Consider the following 17,174-nt stretch of genomic DNA (forward strand, 5'->3'; position numbering starts at 1 on the left):
TCGGTGGGCGGCCCGCCGTGGTTGCATGAGCCGAGTCATTCCTCGTGCTACGGGTCCGCCAGGTGCTTAGTCGATGAAGGTCACTTGGATGTCGAGAGCGCCGAACATCCCAGTAACTGCAGCTCGGGTGTTTTCGGCGGCCCGCTTGAGAAGTTCGGACTCTTCGGCCGTGGCGGCCATCTTCGCTTCGGCCGCTACGTAGTACTGCGAATCATCGGGTAGATTGCTCGCGTCCGCCACACGGTCGACTATGCCGCGCTCCAGGTCGTACCGCTCAGTTCGACTGTGATCGATATTGGGCTTGTCGAGTTGCGGTTCTGGCAGCCGCACCTTCACCGACTTGCCGTCGTCAGACAGGATGAGGTCATTGTCGGTAAGGTCGGACATGTCGACAAAGGCGTTGACGGTGCCAGCCGTAACTAGTAATGTCCGGCGTCCGGAGACAAAGTCTGGCGCTCCCACTAAGTCCTTTTCTGTCTCTTCGGTCACTACCTCGAAGTTACCCACGGCGGCATGGTACTCACTGAGGTCTTGAATGGAGGTCAGAAGGGCGGGGCGATCCTTTTGGCTACCCTGAAACGGGCTCAGCCCATACTTATCTGCGACACCGAGTCCTCCCAACGCCAAAAAAGCGCCAACCGCCATGGACAAGATGATCTTTGGAAGCTTTGCGATTGTCGGCTCCGTTTCAGCCTTTGAGAGGCCCGGGGGCCGATGTAGTGGTTGCCTGTCCAGCGCTGGTGCCAGATGAGCTAATTCGGCCTTAGTGTAGCGCGTGTACTGCCCCAGCCTGATGATCATCAGCACGTCCGAGCATGACTCGGCCCGAGTTCGATCTCTGAGCGTTTAGCAAGGCGAGATCCTCCACTGCCCGCAATGTCGCCACGCGTGAACAATCGTGGGCTGACCGTGTCGTCGGCCAGCCCACCGCTCTTATCGCGCTTAAAAGTAAACGGTCGAGTCGGATTTTTTATGTTCGGGGTGCGCTGGTCTGCAACGCTAACTTTGTCGAGATCACCTACACAGCGACCGTCTCGTAATCGTCATCAGGGTCAGTCGCCAGCGCGACTGGCAGCGGCAGGCCGTACTTATCGCAGAGGAATCGGGTTTGGCAGTACCGCTGAGCATCAGCGGCTACATTACCAAGAATTGCAGAATTCATACCCGCACCGATTAACACGCCCACGAATGGAACGACCTTGGCAACGTTCTTGAGTGGGACTCTTGCACCGGCCGGACCCAACTGCTGCATCAACTTCTCAAGAGCTGTAAGGAGGCGGTGGTCGGCTCGAAGCTTGGGGGACCAATTGACGCGCCCTTTGACGGCCGCTGCAGCGTGCGCGACATCACGCAGCGGCTCCACTTTCGCTGCCTGCGTCATGAAGGATCGTCTAACGAGGCGCTGAATGAAAACCTGCTCCTTCGGGTCCTTGGCGTCGTAGCCATAGGAGTACGCAATACGAGTTGCGATCGAGACGCTCAGAACCTGAATGACGAGTACGTCCGCTGTCATCGCGATGGGAATGCCGGCAACCGGGACCAGAGCTAGCAGGCCCATGGCACCGCCCTCCACCGCGCCTGCAGTTCGCCATCTGAGCGTATTGAGGGTTAGTAGCCGATCACAGACCTTTAGGTCCTGCTGCCTCAGCGCAGTGAACGAGTTGAGATCGACGCCGCGCTTACGCGCAAGTTTCTCTACGGTTTTCGGGTCGTTTAGCTCGGTGGCCCAGTCGTTCACCAGCTCCAGCAGAGCTGTTGCCGCTTCAAGCGCTGGACGTGCTGCCCTACTGGCGACCGCCTCAGTTGCGCGATAAACCGGCCGCGTGACAGCTTCCGGTATAGCGTCAGCAACCCGGCTTACGGCGTTTCCTGCGACTTTACCTGTCCGGCTAAGCGCAGAATTCGCCCAATTGGGTAGGCCGCGGCGATTGTCGCGGCGCTGCCAGTGCCCGTTGAGCGTCTCCCATACCTGGAGCTCATACGCCGTCATTGAGATTACGCCCTCGAGAAGAGGGCTGCTGTCATCGCTCATTGTGACTCCTTGGTGGCTGGAATTGCAGATAGCACGGGGATGCTCCCCGCTGAACGTTGTTTGAGTGCGCCACGCGGGGGTGAGTTTCGCTGTTCTTATTCAGCAGGGTCGGTAGGTTTTTCCGCCGGGCGCGTAGCAACGAGGGCCGGTGTAGGGGTCTTTCACTGCAGGGGGAGCGGGAGGGATGTACTGCTGGGCGGGTGGGGTGTAGGGCGCGGGCACAGGCGGGAGGTTCCGGATTCGCTCCTGCTCTGCGGCGGCCGCCGCTTCGGCTGCCAGGCGGTCTGCTTCGGCACGAGCGCTGGCTTCTGCCTGAATCCGTTTGGCTTCGACCCGAGCGGCCTCCGCGGCTTCCGCCTGGATCCGTTCAGCCTCGACCCGTGCGGCTTCTGCCACCCGCGCTGCTTCTGCTTCAGCGGCCGCAACCCGCGCAGCCTTCTCGGCCTCCTTGAGGGCGGTGGCTTTGGAGTTCGCGGTAGTCAGCGACTTCTCGCCCTTGGTGATCTGACTGTCGAGTTCACGCGCCAACGCTGTGGTGCGGTCTGCTCCGAGCGCGAGGACACGAACGGTGTCCTTGCCTGCTTCGAGCGCCTCCCTGGCGGCTTTCGCGGTCGTCAGGGCTGCGAGGATGCCGGCGGCTGTTGCAGCGACGGCTGTTCCTGTTTCGCCGACGGGTTTCTCGACGGCTGCAGCGAGCTCCTCTAGGGCCTCGGCTGCCTCTGACGGGAGGGTGCAGCCCTCTGCGACGTCCAGCAGTCCGACGCTCGCTGTGGTGGCCTCGTTGTACGCCGCTTGAACCTCGTCGTAGTACTTCTTGTTCGGCTCGATAAGGATGGGCACTCCCAAACCCGCTCGGGCGAGTTCCGCGTTGACCAGGGTCTGATCCTCGATGAATACGGCGGCCAGCACGCGGTCGTACTTGTCCGTCCGCTCGATATCGAAGTCGAGGCCGACCTTTGTTCCGGGAGGCGTCAACGATTCGAGCTGTTGGGTGGCCTCCGGGCCGAGGCACTCGATGGGTTTGTCCGGGTCCTTCGTCTCGGGCGTGTCCACATTCAGGAGACGAACAGTCTGGTCTTCACCGTCGAAATTGATGACGAGGGTGTCGCCGTCGATCACTCGCACCACGGTGCCGGGCTGGTAGTGAGCTGTCGGTTCGCTGGATAACTCGGGCGCGGTGCAGGCAGTCAGCGTCGAGGCTAGGACCGCGACGGTCAGGAGTGCTGCCGGTGCGAGCCGGCGAAAATGAGCATGGTTCATCGATCTTCTTCTGCAGGTATGAATGCGGATGCTGTGATTGCTGAGAACTATGTCCTCCGGCCATCAGCCCCGCTGGTTCTGATCGTCACCTCTCGACGTGGCTCTGCCTGAAACTCGCTGCCCAAAGGCAACCGCACAGAGGATGACATCAAAGATCTAGCACAAATTCGTTGTTCTGCTTTTCGAGCCGCTGACGGTATTGGGTGTTGCATGCTTCCGGCGGAACGAAATTTCTGATGATTGGAACCCGTCAGGCGCGCTGATTTTTTGGCGTCACCTCCAAAGTGGACCTCCTTTTCGCATTCGATGTGTGCCCTTTGTCGGTCATAAATCCTGACCGAAAGCTGAGCTTGCACAGAGTCGGCGGACGGCGATCGATCGTCGTGGCCGCCTCGGCGGTACCCCGATCAGCGAGCTGTATCTGCTGTACGGGCAGGCGCACAAGCGGCTAGCGGAGCAGGGCATCAGTGTGGGCCGCAGCTATGTGGGGGAGTACTGCACGTCCCTGGACATGGCCGGCGCGTCCATCAGGCTGGTGAGGCTCGACGACGAGATCGAGTCGCTGCTCATGGATCCGGCGGAGATCCCCATCCGAGTTTTTTAGGTTCCAGTGCATGACGGCTGGTGGCGGGTTCCCTGCTTCGGCGCAGCTTCCACTGGATCGCGCTCAGTGCCGTTCTGCTCTTCGCCGCGCTCAGCTCGGCTGCTGGGATCTACGTGCTAAACCACTTCGGTCAGCCGCGGTGGTCCCCGGAAGGAAACGCACCCCTGAGTGCTCCGTCGCTCTCCGAGACACCGATCGTGGGGGAGTTCCTGGTACCACTGGACTCCGCACTGGAAGGAGTGGTGGGCGGGGTTAACGACTTCTGGGCGTTCCAGCAGGCCCTCCCCATAGCCTGGACTTCCTGGCCACGTCCGGCTGGGCATTGCTGGTGTCATTCCCCCTGGTCATTCTCGCCGCGTGCGTCAGCTTCGCGAAGGCTCGACGCCGGAAGGCTGAGTTCACGAAGTACCGTGCCATTGTCGATTCGCTCAAGGATGAGCTCGAGCAGGTCAAGCGTCAGATCGCGGCCGGATACCCCGCCCATCCGGCACGTTCCGCGGGCGAAGAGGATCACCGTCTATCTAGCCCTAAGCCCTATCCCGTGTCCAAGCCGGCGCGGATGCCGGTGGCTTCGGCCTGCTACTGCCTCTGGCGCGGACCAGGACAACCCCCGTCGACACCACGCCGTGAGCGTGCCGCGGCGTCGAGTAGCTTGACCACTTCGTCGTCCTCGGTGGTTGAGAAGTCGTTGTAGTAGCAGCTCACGGCCTCGAATCTCCGCGGTGCAACGAGGCTCACGATCGCGTCCGCCTCCGTGAACGAGGCCACCGTCGATGCCGGCGCTACTGGTACCGCCAGGATCACACGTGCCGCGCCGAGTTGCTTTGCCACCTGGCACGCCGCCCGCGCAGTGGAGCCGGTGGCCATGCCGTCGTCCACGACGACGACGATACGCCCGTCGACATCTGTCCGGGGTCTTCCGTGCCGGTACCGGGTCCGGCGCTCCTCCAGGAGGGCGCGTTCATTCGTCTCGACCGTTCGCAGGTCCTCCTCCGTGACATGAGCCTGCGAAAGGACGTGCGCATCGAGGATCCGGGTGCCGCCCTCCCCAACGGCGCCCATGGCAACCTCTGGCCGGAACGGAACCCCCAGCTTCCGCACCACGATCACGTCCAGTGGCGCACCAAGGATTTTCGCCACCTCGAAGGCGACCGGAACACCGCCGCGGGGCAGACCCAGCACCACCACGTCCTGACCCCGTAGCCCTGCGAGCCTGTGTCCCAACCGCCGTCCGGTGTCCGTCCTGTCCACGAAGGTTCGGGACTCTTTCCTCGGCACGCTGTCCTCCTTGGGTGGTCGGCGGCCTTCATCCGGCGTCTGCACATTGAAGGCGGCGGCCTTGTGTCGCGTGATGACGGCTCGATCGCTCCTTCCTAGGGTTCCATCTTCAGTCAGCTTCAGGGCTGCTGTTCAGAGTCTTTCGTCCGCGCCTTCAGAGCAATTCACAGCGTGTCGGGAACGGGGCGTCCCGGGAAGAGCATGGCGTACTGCCTGCGATACAGCCGGCGTCCTACGAGACGGTAGGCGAGGCGGACCGGCGGCGGGATTGCCTTGAAGAACTCCTCCCGCTCGCCGGGCGGATTCGTGGCCAGCACCATCCCGAGGTACCCGACCAGGAACTTCTTGTCGAACGTCTCCACACCGTGCTTGCCGATCTCCTGCCCCTCCTTCTCGGTCATCACTCTGTCCACAGCGGGCATCACCTCGGTGACCTCGCGGCGCAGGTGCACCTGGAGGACGGTGGACAGCTCCTCGTACCGATCAGCGAGGTCCGCTCTCATGCTTGCGTCGGCTGTTTCCATCCAGCCCAAGCGGACCGGCTCGATACTCTCGAGCCGTTGCGTGACCTGCCTGTGCTGCCCGAGCATCTGCTCTATGTGCAGGGCGCACCCCGGTGCTCTTTCCGCCAGCCGTGGGTACATGAGGAGGTCCTCGCCTTCATGATGCACATGGAGCACCTTGTCGAAGTTCCCCAGTACCTCGCCTACGTAGGCGGCGCGGGCGGTGTCACCGGGCGCGACGGATCTCACCAGGTCGGGCGCCTCGTCGTACGCCCACAGGAAAAAGCGGTGAATCCGCCGCATGCTCGCCGATCCCGTGCAGAGAACGGGCCCTGATGGTACTGGCGCTGCAGTCTCGCCGGGTCTCATGGTGAAGAAGTCGGTCATGGGATTGCCCCTCACGAAGTTGGTCGAGACCAAGTCCTTCCCCGGCAGGATCCTAGGCTTCGCTTCCGCTTCGCACAATGGCCGCCCAGCACCCTGCGCCACCGAGGCCGAAGGCATCTCAGGCTCAGCAGGGACGCCAGCTCTTCCCGCCCGGCGCGTAGCAACGGGGTCCGATGTAGCCGGGGTAGGGATTCCCGGCCGCAGGGGAGCGGGAGGGATGTACTGCTGAGCGGGCGGAGTGTCACCGGTGTGCCCTGTATTCTGCAAAGACTTGTCTCATCACGATGCCGCCCAACTCTGCGGTGGCATCGACACTTCCGGGGGTTCCCATCAATTTGTTTCCGCATCCGCCTGCCCAAAAACTGTCGAGGCGTTCAATGGCGCCGTGGTCCGCGCCGTTCCTCGCGGGAGCGGCCGCTATCGCCCTCCTCGCAGGATGTGCCACCACACCGGCTTCGGACTCGGCGGCGGTCGCCGAACCGGCCGTGCAGGCCAGCCAGTCCAGCACGGCAACGGAGTCCGCAACACCGTCGGCGACGCCATCCCCGACAGCGAGCGCCACGCCGTCGGACGTAGCCCCGCTGGATTCCGAGACGGTCCCGGACGTGACCGGCACGCCCCGTGCTCCGTCGGATCAGCCGGCCTTCGACACCACGGCGCTCGCGCTGCTGGAGACCCTGCCCGTCAAGGGCCGTGCACCGAAGACGGGGTACGACCGCGAGCAGTTCGGCCAGGCCTGGGCCGACGTCGACCGCAACGGCTGCGACACCCGCAACGACATGCTCAACCGCGACCTGACGGACATCGTCCACGCGAACTCGGTGTCCTGCAAGGTGCAGTCGGGCCTGCTCGACGACCCGTACACAGGGACCGAGATCCCGTTCCTGCGGGGCCAGGCGACGAGCAGTGACGTGCAGATCGACCACGTCGTCGCGCTCTCCGACGCCTGGCAGAAGGGTGCGCAGCAGCTCACCGCCGAGCAGCGCCTCGCCTTCGCCAACGATCCGCTGAACCTGCAGTCCACGGACGGTCCCACCAACCAGCAGAAGAGCGACGGCGACGCCGCCACCTGGCTGCCGCCGAACAAGGGCTACCGCTGTGAGTACGTGGCACGTCAGATTTCAGTCAAGGCGACCTACACACTGTGGGTCACCCAGGCCGAGCACGATGCCATGGCGAGCATCCTGTCCAATTGCAACGGCATCCTCGCGCCGACCAACCAGATGGCCCCGTCGGTGGCAGCACCGGTGGAACCGGTCGAGGAAGCAGCTCCGGTCGTGGAGCCCGTAGCTCCTGCCCCGGCGCCCGTCGTGCCGGAACCGGTGGCACCGCCCGTCGTCGAGCCCGCACCGGTAGCTCCGGCTCCAGCGCCGGTGGCTCCTGCCCCCGTGGCGCCCTACCCGAACTGCGATGCTGTCCGCGCAGCGGGCGCTGCCCCGATCTACGCGGGTAGCCCCGGTTTCCAGTCGAAGCTCGACCGCGACGGCGACGGAGTCGCCTGCGAATAGCAGCAGAACCGAACACGACGACGGCGGGGCAGTCACCTCAGGTGACTGCCCCGCCGTCGTCGTCCAGCATAAAGCCCTACATGCTCCAGGGCTCCGCGTGGATGTCCGTCTCGTCGGACCAGCGGCGCTGCAGGGCGAAGAGCTCGTCCACGATGTCCTGCGGCAGCGGCGTGATGTCCTGGCTGAAGGAGAGCAGTTCCTTCAGGTTCTCCTCGCGGCTCGTCGAGCCCACGGTGGAGACCACCTGCGGGGTGCTGTGTGCGAAGCGGATGCAGAAATCGGCCCAGCTCGCGACGCTCGAACGCTCGAAGATCGGCGCCACCTCGACAGCACGCTCCTGCAGGTAGGGCTGCCACGCGGCCCCAGGGACATCGCGCAGGGTATGCACGGGCGCACCGGCCACGGTGCGCATCGAGATGATGGCCTTGTCCTGTGCGAGCAGTTCGTCCCAGAGCTCGTTGGAGGCGAAGCGCTGCAGCGGGTTGAGGTAGAAGATGTAGCCGTCGATCAGCCCGTCGAGGTGCCCGGCCCGCAGCGCGGCGAGGGGCGCCTCGGAGGTCCAGGGGAAGATCTCCAGGACGAAGCGACGCACGAGGCCCTCGTCCTTGATGCGCTGCAGATCGGCGAGGGTGGACCCGCCCGTGACCATGTCCTCCGCGAAGGCGCCGGCGCCGGTGAGCTGGCCGATGTCGATGGAGCTGATGCCCAGGGGTTCGATGTTCTCGGCGATCGTCGCCCGGACGTCGTCGGCCGTGCCGCCGCCGAGCTTCACGATGACGGGCGGGATCTTGCTGGGCTCGTCGGCCAACGCGGCTCCGAGGACCTCGAGGGCGTGGTCGTACTGGCGTGAGGTGTGGAGCCAGAGGCCGGCGTCGATCGCCGTGCGGGCCATGGCTGCCTGCTGCTCGCGGGGGACGTCGTCGTGCCCGAGCCGCGTGGTGCCGTAGATGTACGGGGGGAGGTCTGCCAGAGGTTTCATTGCCTCAGGCTACCGGAGCGGGAAATCCCTCCCCGGGTCCGCCCGGCCGGTGTGACAGAGTGGCAGGCATGCGCCACACGCCCCACTTCGTCCTGTCCGACGTCGGCGAGGTCAAGAGACTCGTCCGCGAGAATCCCTGGGCGACGATCGTGTCCTCACCGGCCGGCGGACTCGTGGCCTCGCACTACCCGGTGATGCTCGAGGAGACGTCCGACGACAGCATCAGCATCGTCAGTCATGTCGGTCGCCCCGACGAGCAGCTGCATGAACTCGGGAACCACGAGGTGCTGGTGATCATCCAGGGCCCGCACGGCTACATCTCACCCGGCTGGTACCCCGAGGACCAGATCATCCCGACGTGGAACCACGTCACCGCACACCTGTACGGGAAGCCGGAGATCCTCACCGACGAGGAGAACTTCCTGGTGCTCGGGACGCTGGTCGACCACTTCGAACACGTCATGCCGGAACCCTCCACGCTGACACTGGACCCCGACGGATCGCGCCGCGTCGCCCGGGGGACGGTGGGGATCCGCCTGCGCGTGACCCGGTTCGACGCGCGGCTCAAGCTCAGCCAGGACAAGGCTCCCGCCGTGGTGGAACGGATCGTGGACGAGCTCGAGCACGGCGAGCACTACGCGAACCCGGCCCTCGCCCGCGAGATGCGGCGGACAGGGCAAGGATGAACAGCTACGTGGGTGGCGTCCTTCTCCGCTCCGCGCGCCTGGTCGGGACCCCCGGTGAACCAGTGGACCTCCTCGTCGAGGACGGCATCATCACGGCCGCGGGCCAGGGCCTCGAGCCCGGCGCCGCCCGGACGGTGGATCTCGGCGGACGGTGGGTGTCACCGGGTCTCTGGGATTCGCACGTGCACATGGGCCAATGGGCGCTCATGCGTCAGCGCCTCGACCTGTCCTCGGCGACCAGTGCCGCCGGCGCCGCGGCACTGGTCGCCGGGCGCCTGCGCTCGACGCCACCGGCGGCCGGACAGCCCCTGATCGGCTACGGCTTCCAGGACGGACTGTGGCCGGACGCCCCGACACAGGAACCGCTCGACGCCGTCGGGGCCGACGTGCCCGTCGTGCTCGTCAGCAAGGACCTGCACGCGGCCTGGCTCAACACCAGGGCCCTCGCCCTCCACGGGCACGCCGACCACCCCACGGGGCTGCTGCGCGAGCAGGCCGCCTTCGACGTCAACGCCCGCATCAGCTCGGTACCCGACGAGCACCTCGACGGCTGGGTGGGGGAGGCGGTCGACGCCGCAGCCGCCCGTGGCGTCGTCGGCATCGTGGACCTCGAGATGACCCTCTCCCTCGACCGGTGGGCCCACCGTGTGGCCGGCGGCATCCGGGGCATGCGGGTCCGGGCCGGCGTGTACCCGCACGACCTCGACGCCGTCATCGCGAGAGGGCTGCGCACCGGGGACGTCATCGGGGGTACGGAGGGCCTGGTGACCATGGGCCCGTTCAAGATCATCACCGACGGTTCGCTGAACACCCGCACCGCGTACTGCCATGCGCCGTATCCCGGCCTCGACGATGCCCCTGAAGGCCGGGGGATCTGCACGGTCGACCGCGGCCGGCTCATCGACTACCTCCGCCGCGCGTCGACGGCGGGCCTGGTGCCGGCGGTCCACGCGATCGGGGACGCGGCGAACACCCTCGCGCTCGACGCGTTCGAGGAGGTGGGCTGCGGCGGAAGCATCGAGCACGCCCAGCTCGTCGACGAGGCCGACTTCGGACGCTTCGCGCGGCTCGGCATCACTGCCAGCGTCCAGCCGGAGCACGCGATGGATGATCGCGACGTCGCGGACCGTTACTGGCCGGGGCGCACACACCGGGCCTTCGCCTTCGGGAGCCTGGTCGAAGCGGGCGCGGAGGTCAGGCTCGGCTCGGACGCGCCGGTCGCACAGCTGGACCCGTGGGTGTCGATGGCCGCCGCCGTGTCCCGGGCACGGGACGGGCGGTCACCCTGGCACCCCGAGCAGCGCGTGCTGGCATCGGTGGCACTCGCTGCGTCCACCGACGGGCGCACGATGCTCCGGCCGGGATCCGTCGCGGATCTCGTGGTCACGGAACTGGACCCGCTCCGCGCCGACGACCACCAGCTGCGGAACTTCGCCGTGTCGGCGACCATGCTCGGGGGCCGGTGGACGCACTCCACCCTCGACGAGGACGCAACCGTCCAGGGCTAGCTGTCGGGGTCCGGGGGACGTCCCGGGTGCGGCAAGATGGAAGGCATGGACCGGGCCGCCGAGATCTCCGCTTTCCTGCGCTCGCGACGCGCACGGCTTTCACCGACCGAGCTCGGAGCGCCGTTCGACGGCAGGGTGCGGCGCGTGCCCGGGCTCCGGCGCGAGGAAGTGGCCCGGCTCGCCGGCATGAGCCCCGACTACTACACGCGGATCGAGCAGGGCCGCGGTGGCGCGGTGTCGCTGGAGATCATCGACTCCATCGCCCTGGCCCTCCGCCTCGACACGGTGGAACGGAACCACCTGCTGAACCTCTGCGGCACTCCGCTGCCGCACCACACGCCCGGCCTGGAGCCCCAGCGCGTGCGCCCCGGGTTGTACGACCTGCTCGCCGTCATGGAATCGGTACCCGCGATCATCCTCGGACGCCGCACCGACGTGCTGGCCAGCAACCGCCTGGCGAGGGCCCTGATGACCGACTTCGAGGCGCTTCCGGCTCCGCACCGCAACTACGCCCGCTTCATCCTGCTCGATCCGAAGGCCCGTGAGCTCTACCGGGACTGGGAGCAGGTGGGCGAGCAGACCACCGCGATGCTGCACCTCGACGTCGGACGCTTCCCGGAGGACCGCCAGCTGGCCGAACTCATCGCCGATCTGCGGGCGGGTTGTCCTGAGTTCACCCGGTTCTGGGAGGACCAGAACGTCCACGAGAAGGACCAGGGCGAGATCCGGTTCACCCACCCGGTCGGCGGGGAGTTCGTGCTGCACTACCAGACCCTCCTGGTCCCGGGAGAAGCGGACCAGAGCGTCTGCACCTACTACGGGGCTCCGGGATCCAGCAGCGAAGCCGCGCTCGCGAGGCTCGCCGGGTTGACGACGTCGTCCCCTGCCTCCGCCTGATCCTGCCGCCGCCGTGGCGCGTGCCACATCTCAGGCTAGCCCTGCGCAAACTAGGTCCAGCGGGGTAGGTCTTGGGCGGTTGGGTGCTCCGGGGGAGTGATGGACTGAAGTCTGTACCAACCCCCACAGGCAGGAGCGCCACCCGTGACGAGAGCATCGGATGCACTGTCGGTTGCAGCCAGTCTGAGCCTGATCCAGGACGAAATCGCCGGAGCAGCCGGCAGCCTGCAGGAGGACCAGCTCGCAGCGCTCGTGGCCGAGATCCAGCAGGCCCGGAGCGTCTTCGTCACCGGTGGAGGCCGTAGCGGCCTCGCCCTGCGCATGCACGCCATGCGCCTCATGCACCTCGGACTCACGGTGCACGTGGTGGGCGAGACGACGACGCCGGCCATCGGCTCCGGCGATCTCCTGATCGTCGCCTCCGGCTCCGGGACCACCGCCGGCGCAGTCGCTGCAGCAGAGACCGCGGTCTCCGTGGATGCCCGGGTGGCGGCCCTGACCACCGACGGAGAGTCGACGCTCGCCGGACTGGCTCACCGCGTGGTGGTCATCCCCGCCGCGCAGAAGACGGACCACGGCGGCACGGCGTCCAGCCAGTACTCGGGCAGCCTCTTCGAGCAGGCACTGCTCCTGGTGCTCGACGCCACGTTCCACACCCTCTGGAAGGCCGACGGCACCCCCGCCGAAGACCTCTGGCCCCGGCACGCCAACCTCGAATAGCGCGCCACCCCTGATCCCCCCCCAGCCAGCAAAGGAAACATCATGAAACTGCAACTCGCCATGGACGTACTGACCGTCGAAGACGCCCTCGAGCTCTCCGGGAAGGTCGCCGAGTACGTCGACATCATCGAACTGGGCACCCCCCTGGTCAAGAACGCCGGACTCTCCGCCGTCACGGCCGTCAAGGAAGCCCACCCGGACAAGATCGTCTTCGCGGATCTGAAGACCATGGACGCCGGCGAGCTCGAGGCCGACATCGCTTTCAAGGCCGGAGCCGACCTCGTGACCGTGCTCGGTGTCGCCGATGACTCGACCATCGCCGGAGCCATCAAGGCCGGCAAGGCCCACGGCAAGGGCGTGGTCGTGGACCTCATCGGCGTCGACGACAAGGCAGCCCGCGCCAAGGAGGTCACCGACCTCGGTGCGCAGTTTGTCGAGTTCCACGCCGGACTCGACGAGCAGGCCCAGGACGGTTACGACCTCAACACCCTGCTGACCGCAGGCAAGGAAGCCGGCGTCGCCTTCTCCGTCGCCGGAGGCGTGAAGCTCGCCACCCTTAAGGACGTCCAGGCCTCGGGTGCCGATGTCGCCGTCATCGGCGGCGGTATCTACAGCGCCGACGATCCCGCACAGGCCGCGAAGGAACTGCGCGCAGCGATCAGCTGATCAACCCGCTCGACCAGCAGGACAACGGACAGGCCGGCTCCTCGGGGCCGGCCTGTCCGTTTCTCCGGGGGCGCTGTGCGAAAGCACACCGGGGTTCCGCTGATCGGTGGAGAACAGCCAGTACCGCGTGGTGCTGCCGCTGGGACGATGGAACGGACATCCAATCCAGCGTCAGAATGGACAGCCATGGGCAACGAAGCCGTAGCCACCCCGAACCCGTCGACCTTCGAGGGGAGGGACGCCGCCTTCCTCCAGGACTTCGCAACGCTCTGCACCTTCGGCGCCACGCCCGGCGGGGGAGTCGAGCGGCAGGCAGGCTCCCCGGCGGACGGCGAGCAGCGGGCCTGGCTCACGCGATTGCTCACCGACGGGGGCTTCACGGTCCGCTTCGACCGGATCGGCAACCAGTTCGGGCTCCTCGAGCTCGTTCCGGGCGCACCCTATGTCCTCGTCGGCTCGCACCTCGATTCCCAGCCCTCGGCCGGCCGGTACGACGGCGCGTACGGGGTGCTCGCTGCCGCGCACGCGGCCTTCGCGCTCGCGGAGGAGTGGCGTGCCGCCGGTGACACCCCGCGCTACAACCTGGCGGTGGTGAACTGGTTCAACGAGGAGGGCGCCCGCTTCAAGCCCTCCATGATGGGCAGCTCCGTCTTCACCGGCAGGCTGCCCCTCGAGGATGCACTCGCCACCGAGGACCCCTCCGGCATCCCCGTCCGGGACGCCCTGGCGGCCACGGCGAGCCAGGGCACGCTCGACGGGCCGGACCCGGCCTACTACGCCGAGATCCACATCGAACAGGGCCGCGGGATGGAGCGCGACGGTGTCACGATCGGCGCCGTCGCATCGAACTGGGCAGCCAACAAGTACGAGTTCGTGGTGCACGGCGAGCAGTCCCACACCGGCTCGACCATCATGGCGGATCGGCAGGACGCCCTCCTGGGAGCGTCGCTCCTGGTGGTCGCCGCCCGGGACGTCGCCGACCGGTTCCCCGACGGCGTCCTCCACACCTCGGTGGGGCAGCTCGACGTCTACCCGAACTCGCCCGTCGTCGTCGCGTCCCGGGTGACGCTGCTGCTGGACCTCCGCTCCGCCGACGAGGAACTCCTCGCCGAGGCCGACAGGGCACTGCACGAGCAGCTCCCGGTCATCGAGGAGCGCGCACGGGTGCGCATCGAGAAGACCGGCTCGCACTGCTGGGGCGTGACGCCCTACCAGCTCGAAGGCGTCGAGCTGGCGGAGAAACTCGCAGCGAACCGGGGCCTGAAGCACGCCCGGGTCAAGACCCTGGCGGGCCACGACTCCACGAACATGAAGGACATCGTCCCGACCGTCATGCTGTTCGTCCCCTCCGTCGACGGGATCTCGCACAACGAGCACGAGTACACCACCGACCAGGACATCGTGGACGGCCTGCACGTCCTGACCGACGTCGTCCGCGCGCTGTGCGTCGGGGAACTCGACCGGTCCGCGGCCTGACCCCGGCATGACGAGAGGAGCCCCGCCATCGGCGGGGCTCCTCTCGTCAGCTGCAGCTCAGGCGGTCTCGGACACTCCGCACCACGTGGCGATGAACAGCGCGATCGTCTTGGTCACGGTGCGGACGGACTCCACAGAGACCCGCTCGTCGAAGCCGTGGATGGACTCCGACGTCGGCCCGTACACCAGGGCGGGGATCCCGGCGTACAGCGAGAACACGCGTCCGTCCAGGTAGCCCGGCGTCGTGAAGCTCTGCAACTCGGCCCCGGTGACATGCTGGTGCGCCGCCGCCAACGCCTGCTCGGCCGCTGATCCCTCCTCGAGGACGTAGCCCTCGGAGAAGAAGCCCGTGCGGACCGCGGAGATCTCCGCCTCGCTCTCGATCGAGCCCAGGCAGTCCTCGATCTCCCGCCAGGCGTCCGCTGCGGAGATCCCGGGGTAAAGGGATGCCCGGACGTCGAACTCGCACCAGGAGGGGACACTCGAGGGCCAGTCGCCGCCGGCGATGGTGCCGATGTTGAAGTTGATCGGATGCTCGAGGTCCTCGAAGTACCGGTGGTTGCCCTTGTCCGCGTTCCAGCGGTCCTGCACCGTGCGGAGTTCCTGCATGACCGGGTAGGCGGCATCGATCGCGTTGAACCCCGACGCCATCTCCCGCACGTGCGTGGGCTGACCCGAGACACGGACCCGGAACCAGATCACGCCCACGTTCGCGCGGACGAGCATGTCCTCCTCCGGTTCGGGGATGACGACGGCGTCCGCCGTGTAGCCGCGCTGCAGGGCCGCGAGGGACCCGTTGCCCGTGCATTCCTCCTCGACCACCGACTGCAGGTGGATCCGTCCCTGCGGCGACAGGCCCGCGGCGCGCACGGCGTCGAAGGCGAACAGGTTCGCCGCGAGCCCTGCCTTCATGTCCGCCACGCCGCGCCCGTACATCCACCCGTCGATGACCGGTGCGTCCCAGGGGCTGCGCGACCACGTCTCCTCGGGACCGGTGGGGACGACGTCGACATGTCCGTTGAGGATCAGCGAGCGGCCCTCCGCGGACCCCTCCGGCGTGTAGGTGCCGACCACATTGGTGAGGTCCTCGAACGCCACGGTGGTGGGGCCGTACCCGACATGGCCGGACAGGGACTCCTCCTCGAGCTGCCACCGGTCCATCTCGAGCCCCCGCTCCTGGAGGGCGGCGAAGAGCAGGTCCTGGGCGCTGGACTCCTGGGCCCGCAGCGACGGGTGACGGACGAGCTCGGCCGTGAAGGCGAGCTGACGGTCGAAGGCGGCATCGACGGCGTCGAGGATCCGGCGGCGCTGTCCGTCGTCGAGGGGCACGCCTCCTACGGGGTTACTGGACAATGGCCTTGTCCTTCACGCGGAGGCGCTCGCCGAAGAAGCCACCGGCGGCGGTGATGAGCGAGACGGCCATGAGCAGCAGGGCTGCGGTCCACGATCCGCCACCGGAGGCACCCTGCAGTGCGACGGCGATCAGCGGGAGGAACCCGCTCAGCGCACCGGCGAGGTTGTAGCCGAGCGCCACGCCGCTGTAGCGCAGGCGGGGTGGGAAGAGCTCGGTCAGCAGTGCACCGGTGACGGCGTAGGCGATGGAGAGGAACGCGATGCCGAGCGTCACGGCGAGGATGATCGCGGCGGGGTTCCTGGTGTCGATGAGCCAGAACAGCGGGAACGCGGCGACGGCGGTGATGATGCCGCCGATGAACGTCATGCGGCCGGGGCCCACCCGCTCGCTGATGCGTCCCATGACGAGTACGACGCCGATCTGGAAGACGGCGGCGACGAGCGTCGCATTGACCATGAGCCCGCGCTCGAGGCCGAGCGTGCCGGTCCCGTAGCTGATGACGAACGTCGTCATGACGTAGAACCCGCCGACACCGAGGAACGCGGCGGCCACGGCGACGATCAGGCGGCCCCAGGCGTGCCGGAAGACTTCCAGGGCGGGGATCTTCGCGCGTTCCTCGAGCTTGACGAGTTCGCGGAAGATCGGCGACTCCTCGACCTTGAGGCGGATGTAGAGGGCGATGAGCAGCAGCGGGAAGGCGGCGAGGAACGGCAGGCGCCAGCCCCAGGCGTCGAAGGACTCCGAGGGCAGCAGCAGCACGAGGGCGAAGGCGCCGGAGGACATGAGCGTGCCGACGGGTGACCCGACCTGGACCAGGGCCGCGAACCGGCCGCGCTTCTCGATCGGCGCGTGCTCGACGGCGATGGTCATCGCGCCGCCCCACTCACCGCCGACGGCCAGTCCCTGCATGAGCCGCAGGATCGCGAGCATGACGGGTGCCGCGAGGCCGATGCTGCCGAAGTCGGGCAGGACGCCGATGAGACCTGTGGCGCAGCCGATCATGACGATGGTGATGAGCAGGGCGGGTCGGCGGCCCACGCGGTCCCCGATGAAGCCGAACAGCACGGCGCCCAGGGGCCTCGCGGCGAAGCCGACGCCGAAGGTCGCGAAGGCGGCCAGGGTCGCAGCCGTGGGATCGAGGGTGGTGAAAAAGAGGCGGTTGAAGACGATGGCCGCGGCGGTGCCGAAGAGGAAGTAGTCGTACCACTCGAGCGCGGTGCCGACGAACGCGGCGCGGGCGATTTTGCCGGCGTCCGCACCGCTGACTTTCGGGACGTCGGACGGGGTGGTGGGTGTTGCCTCGGAGGGTTGCATGG

Annotated in this window: 16 protein-coding genes; 8 read left to right on the plus strand and 8 right to left on the minus strand. The window is 67.0% G+C overall.

What is annotated here, in order from left to right:
• Window positions 1–66: 66 nt before the first annotated feature.
• The 3 genes from V6S67_RS03685 to V6S67_RS03695 all read right to left on the minus strand — a co-directional run bounded on the left by V6S67_RS03685 (window position 67) and on the right by V6S67_RS03695 (window position 3,292).
• Window positions 67–801, minus strand: coding sequence for a DUF4230 domain-containing protein (locus V6S67_RS03685; protein WP_334208955.1), 735 nt, complete (start codon window positions 799–801; stop codon window positions 67–69).
• 217 nt (window positions 802–1,018) lie between these two features.
• Window positions 1,019–2,032 carry an EcsC family protein gene (locus tag V6S67_RS03690; RefSeq protein WP_334208956.1) on the minus strand — a complete coding sequence of 338 codons (1,014 nt, stop codon included), beginning with the start codon at window positions 2,030–2,032 and terminating at the stop codon, window positions 1,019–1,021.
• Between the two features lie 99 nt (window positions 2,033–2,131).
• On the minus strand, window positions 2,132–3,292 hold the full coding sequence (locus V6S67_RS03695) for a thermonuclease family protein (protein ID WP_334208957.1): 1,161 nt from the start codon (window positions 3,290–3,292) through the stop codon (window positions 2,132–2,134).
• Window positions 3,293–3,665: 373 nt separating this feature from the next.
• Between V6S67_RS03695 and V6S67_RS03700 the strand changes: the two genes are divergently transcribed.
• Window positions 3,666–3,896, plus strand: coding sequence for a dihydroxyacetone kinase subunit DhaK (locus V6S67_RS03700; protein ID WP_334211510.1), 231 nt, complete (start codon window positions 3,666–3,668; stop codon window positions 3,894–3,896).
• Window positions 3,897–4,475: 579 nt separating this feature from the next.
• Here V6S67_RS03700 and V6S67_RS03705 read toward each other — a convergent pair.
• On the minus strand, window positions 4,476–5,174 hold the full coding sequence (locus V6S67_RS03705; protein ID WP_334208958.1) for a phosphoribosyltransferase: 699 nt from the start codon (window positions 5,172–5,174) through the stop codon (window positions 4,476–4,478).
• 164 nt (window positions 5,175–5,338) lie between these two features.
• Window positions 5,339–6,064: a hemerythrin domain-containing protein gene (locus V6S67_RS03710; protein WP_334208959.1), complete on the minus strand. Its 726-nt coding sequence runs from the start codon at window positions 6,062–6,064 to the stop codon at window positions 5,339–5,341.
• Between the two features lie 377 nt (window positions 6,065–6,441).
• On the opposite strand from V6S67_RS03710, the gene V6S67_RS03715 reads away from it, so the two are divergent.
• Window positions 6,442–7,572, plus strand: a complete 1,131-nt coding sequence (locus V6S67_RS03715) for a GmrSD restriction endonuclease domain-containing protein (protein ID WP_334208960.1) — start codon at window positions 6,442–6,444, stop codon at window positions 7,570–7,572.
• Between the two features lie 76 nt (window positions 7,573–7,648).
• On the opposite strand, the gene V6S67_RS03720 is transcribed toward V6S67_RS03715, so the two are convergent.
• The gene (locus V6S67_RS03720) at window positions 7,649–8,551 is read right to left on the minus strand and encodes an aldo/keto reductase (RefSeq protein WP_334208961.1); all 903 of its coding nucleotides are present in this window, start codon (window positions 8,549–8,551) and stop codon (window positions 7,649–7,651) included.
• 68 nt (window positions 8,552–8,619) lie between these two features.
• On the opposite strand from V6S67_RS03720, the gene V6S67_RS03725 reads away from it, so the two are divergent.
• The 6 genes from V6S67_RS03725 to V6S67_RS03750 all read left to right on the plus strand — a co-directional run bounded on the left by V6S67_RS03725 (window position 8,620) and on the right by V6S67_RS03750 (window position 14,504).
• A complete protein-coding gene (locus V6S67_RS03725) occupies window positions 8,620–9,237 on the plus strand; it encodes an FMN-binding negative transcriptional regulator (protein ID WP_334208962.1) in 618 nt (205 codons plus the stop codon).
• A complete protein-coding gene (locus tag V6S67_RS03730) occupies window positions 9,234–10,745 on the plus strand; it encodes an amidohydrolase (protein ID WP_334208963.1) in 1,512 nt (503 codons plus the stop codon). Before V6S67_RS03725 ends, V6S67_RS03730 begins: the two co-directional genes overlap by 4 nt.
• A gap of 45 nt (window positions 10,746–10,790) precedes the next feature.
• Window positions 10,791–11,642: a helix-turn-helix transcriptional regulator gene (locus tag V6S67_RS03735; RefSeq protein WP_334208964.1), complete on the plus strand. Its 852-nt coding sequence runs from the start codon at window positions 10,791–10,793 to the stop codon at window positions 11,640–11,642.
• 144 nt (window positions 11,643–11,786) lie between these two features.
• A complete protein-coding gene (gene hxlB, locus V6S67_RS03740) occupies window positions 11,787–12,362 on the plus strand; it encodes a 6-phospho-3-hexuloisomerase (RefSeq protein ID WP_334208965.1) in 576 nt (191 codons plus the stop codon).
• Window positions 12,363–12,404: 42 nt separating this feature from the next.
• Window positions 12,405–13,028 carry a 3-hexulose-6-phosphate synthase gene (hxlA, locus tag V6S67_RS03745; protein ID WP_334208966.1) on the plus strand — a complete coding sequence of 208 codons (624 nt, stop codon included), beginning with the start codon at window positions 12,405–12,407 and terminating at the stop codon, window positions 13,026–13,028.
• Window positions 13,029–13,214: 186 nt separating this feature from the next.
• On the plus strand, window positions 13,215–14,504 hold the full coding sequence (locus V6S67_RS03750; protein ID WP_334208967.1) for a M20 family metallo-hydrolase: 1,290 nt from the start codon (window positions 13,215–13,217) through the stop codon (window positions 14,502–14,504).
• A 57-nt stretch (window positions 14,505–14,561) separates the two neighbouring features.
• On the opposite strand, the gene V6S67_RS03755 is transcribed toward V6S67_RS03750, so the two are convergent.
• Together V6S67_RS03755 and V6S67_RS03760 are read right to left on the minus strand one after the other, a co-directional pair.
• On the minus strand, window positions 14,562–15,857 hold the full coding sequence (locus V6S67_RS03755; protein ID WP_334208968.1) for an ArgE/DapE family deacylase: 1,296 nt from the start codon (window positions 15,855–15,857) through the stop codon (window positions 14,562–14,564).
• Window positions 15,847–17,172 carry an MFS transporter gene (locus V6S67_RS03760; protein WP_334208969.1) on the minus strand — a complete coding sequence of 442 codons (1,326 nt, stop codon included), beginning with the start codon at window positions 17,170–17,172 and terminating at the stop codon, window positions 15,847–15,849. Before V6S67_RS03760 ends, V6S67_RS03755 begins: the two co-directional genes overlap by 11 nt.
• Between the last annotated feature and the right edge of the window lie 2 nt (window positions 17,173–17,174).

The sequence above is a fragment of the Arthrobacter sp. Soc17.1.1.1 genome, from assembly GCF_036867195.1.
Classification (GTDB): Bacteria; Actinomycetota; Actinomycetes; order Actinomycetales; family Micrococcaceae; genus Arthrobacter_D.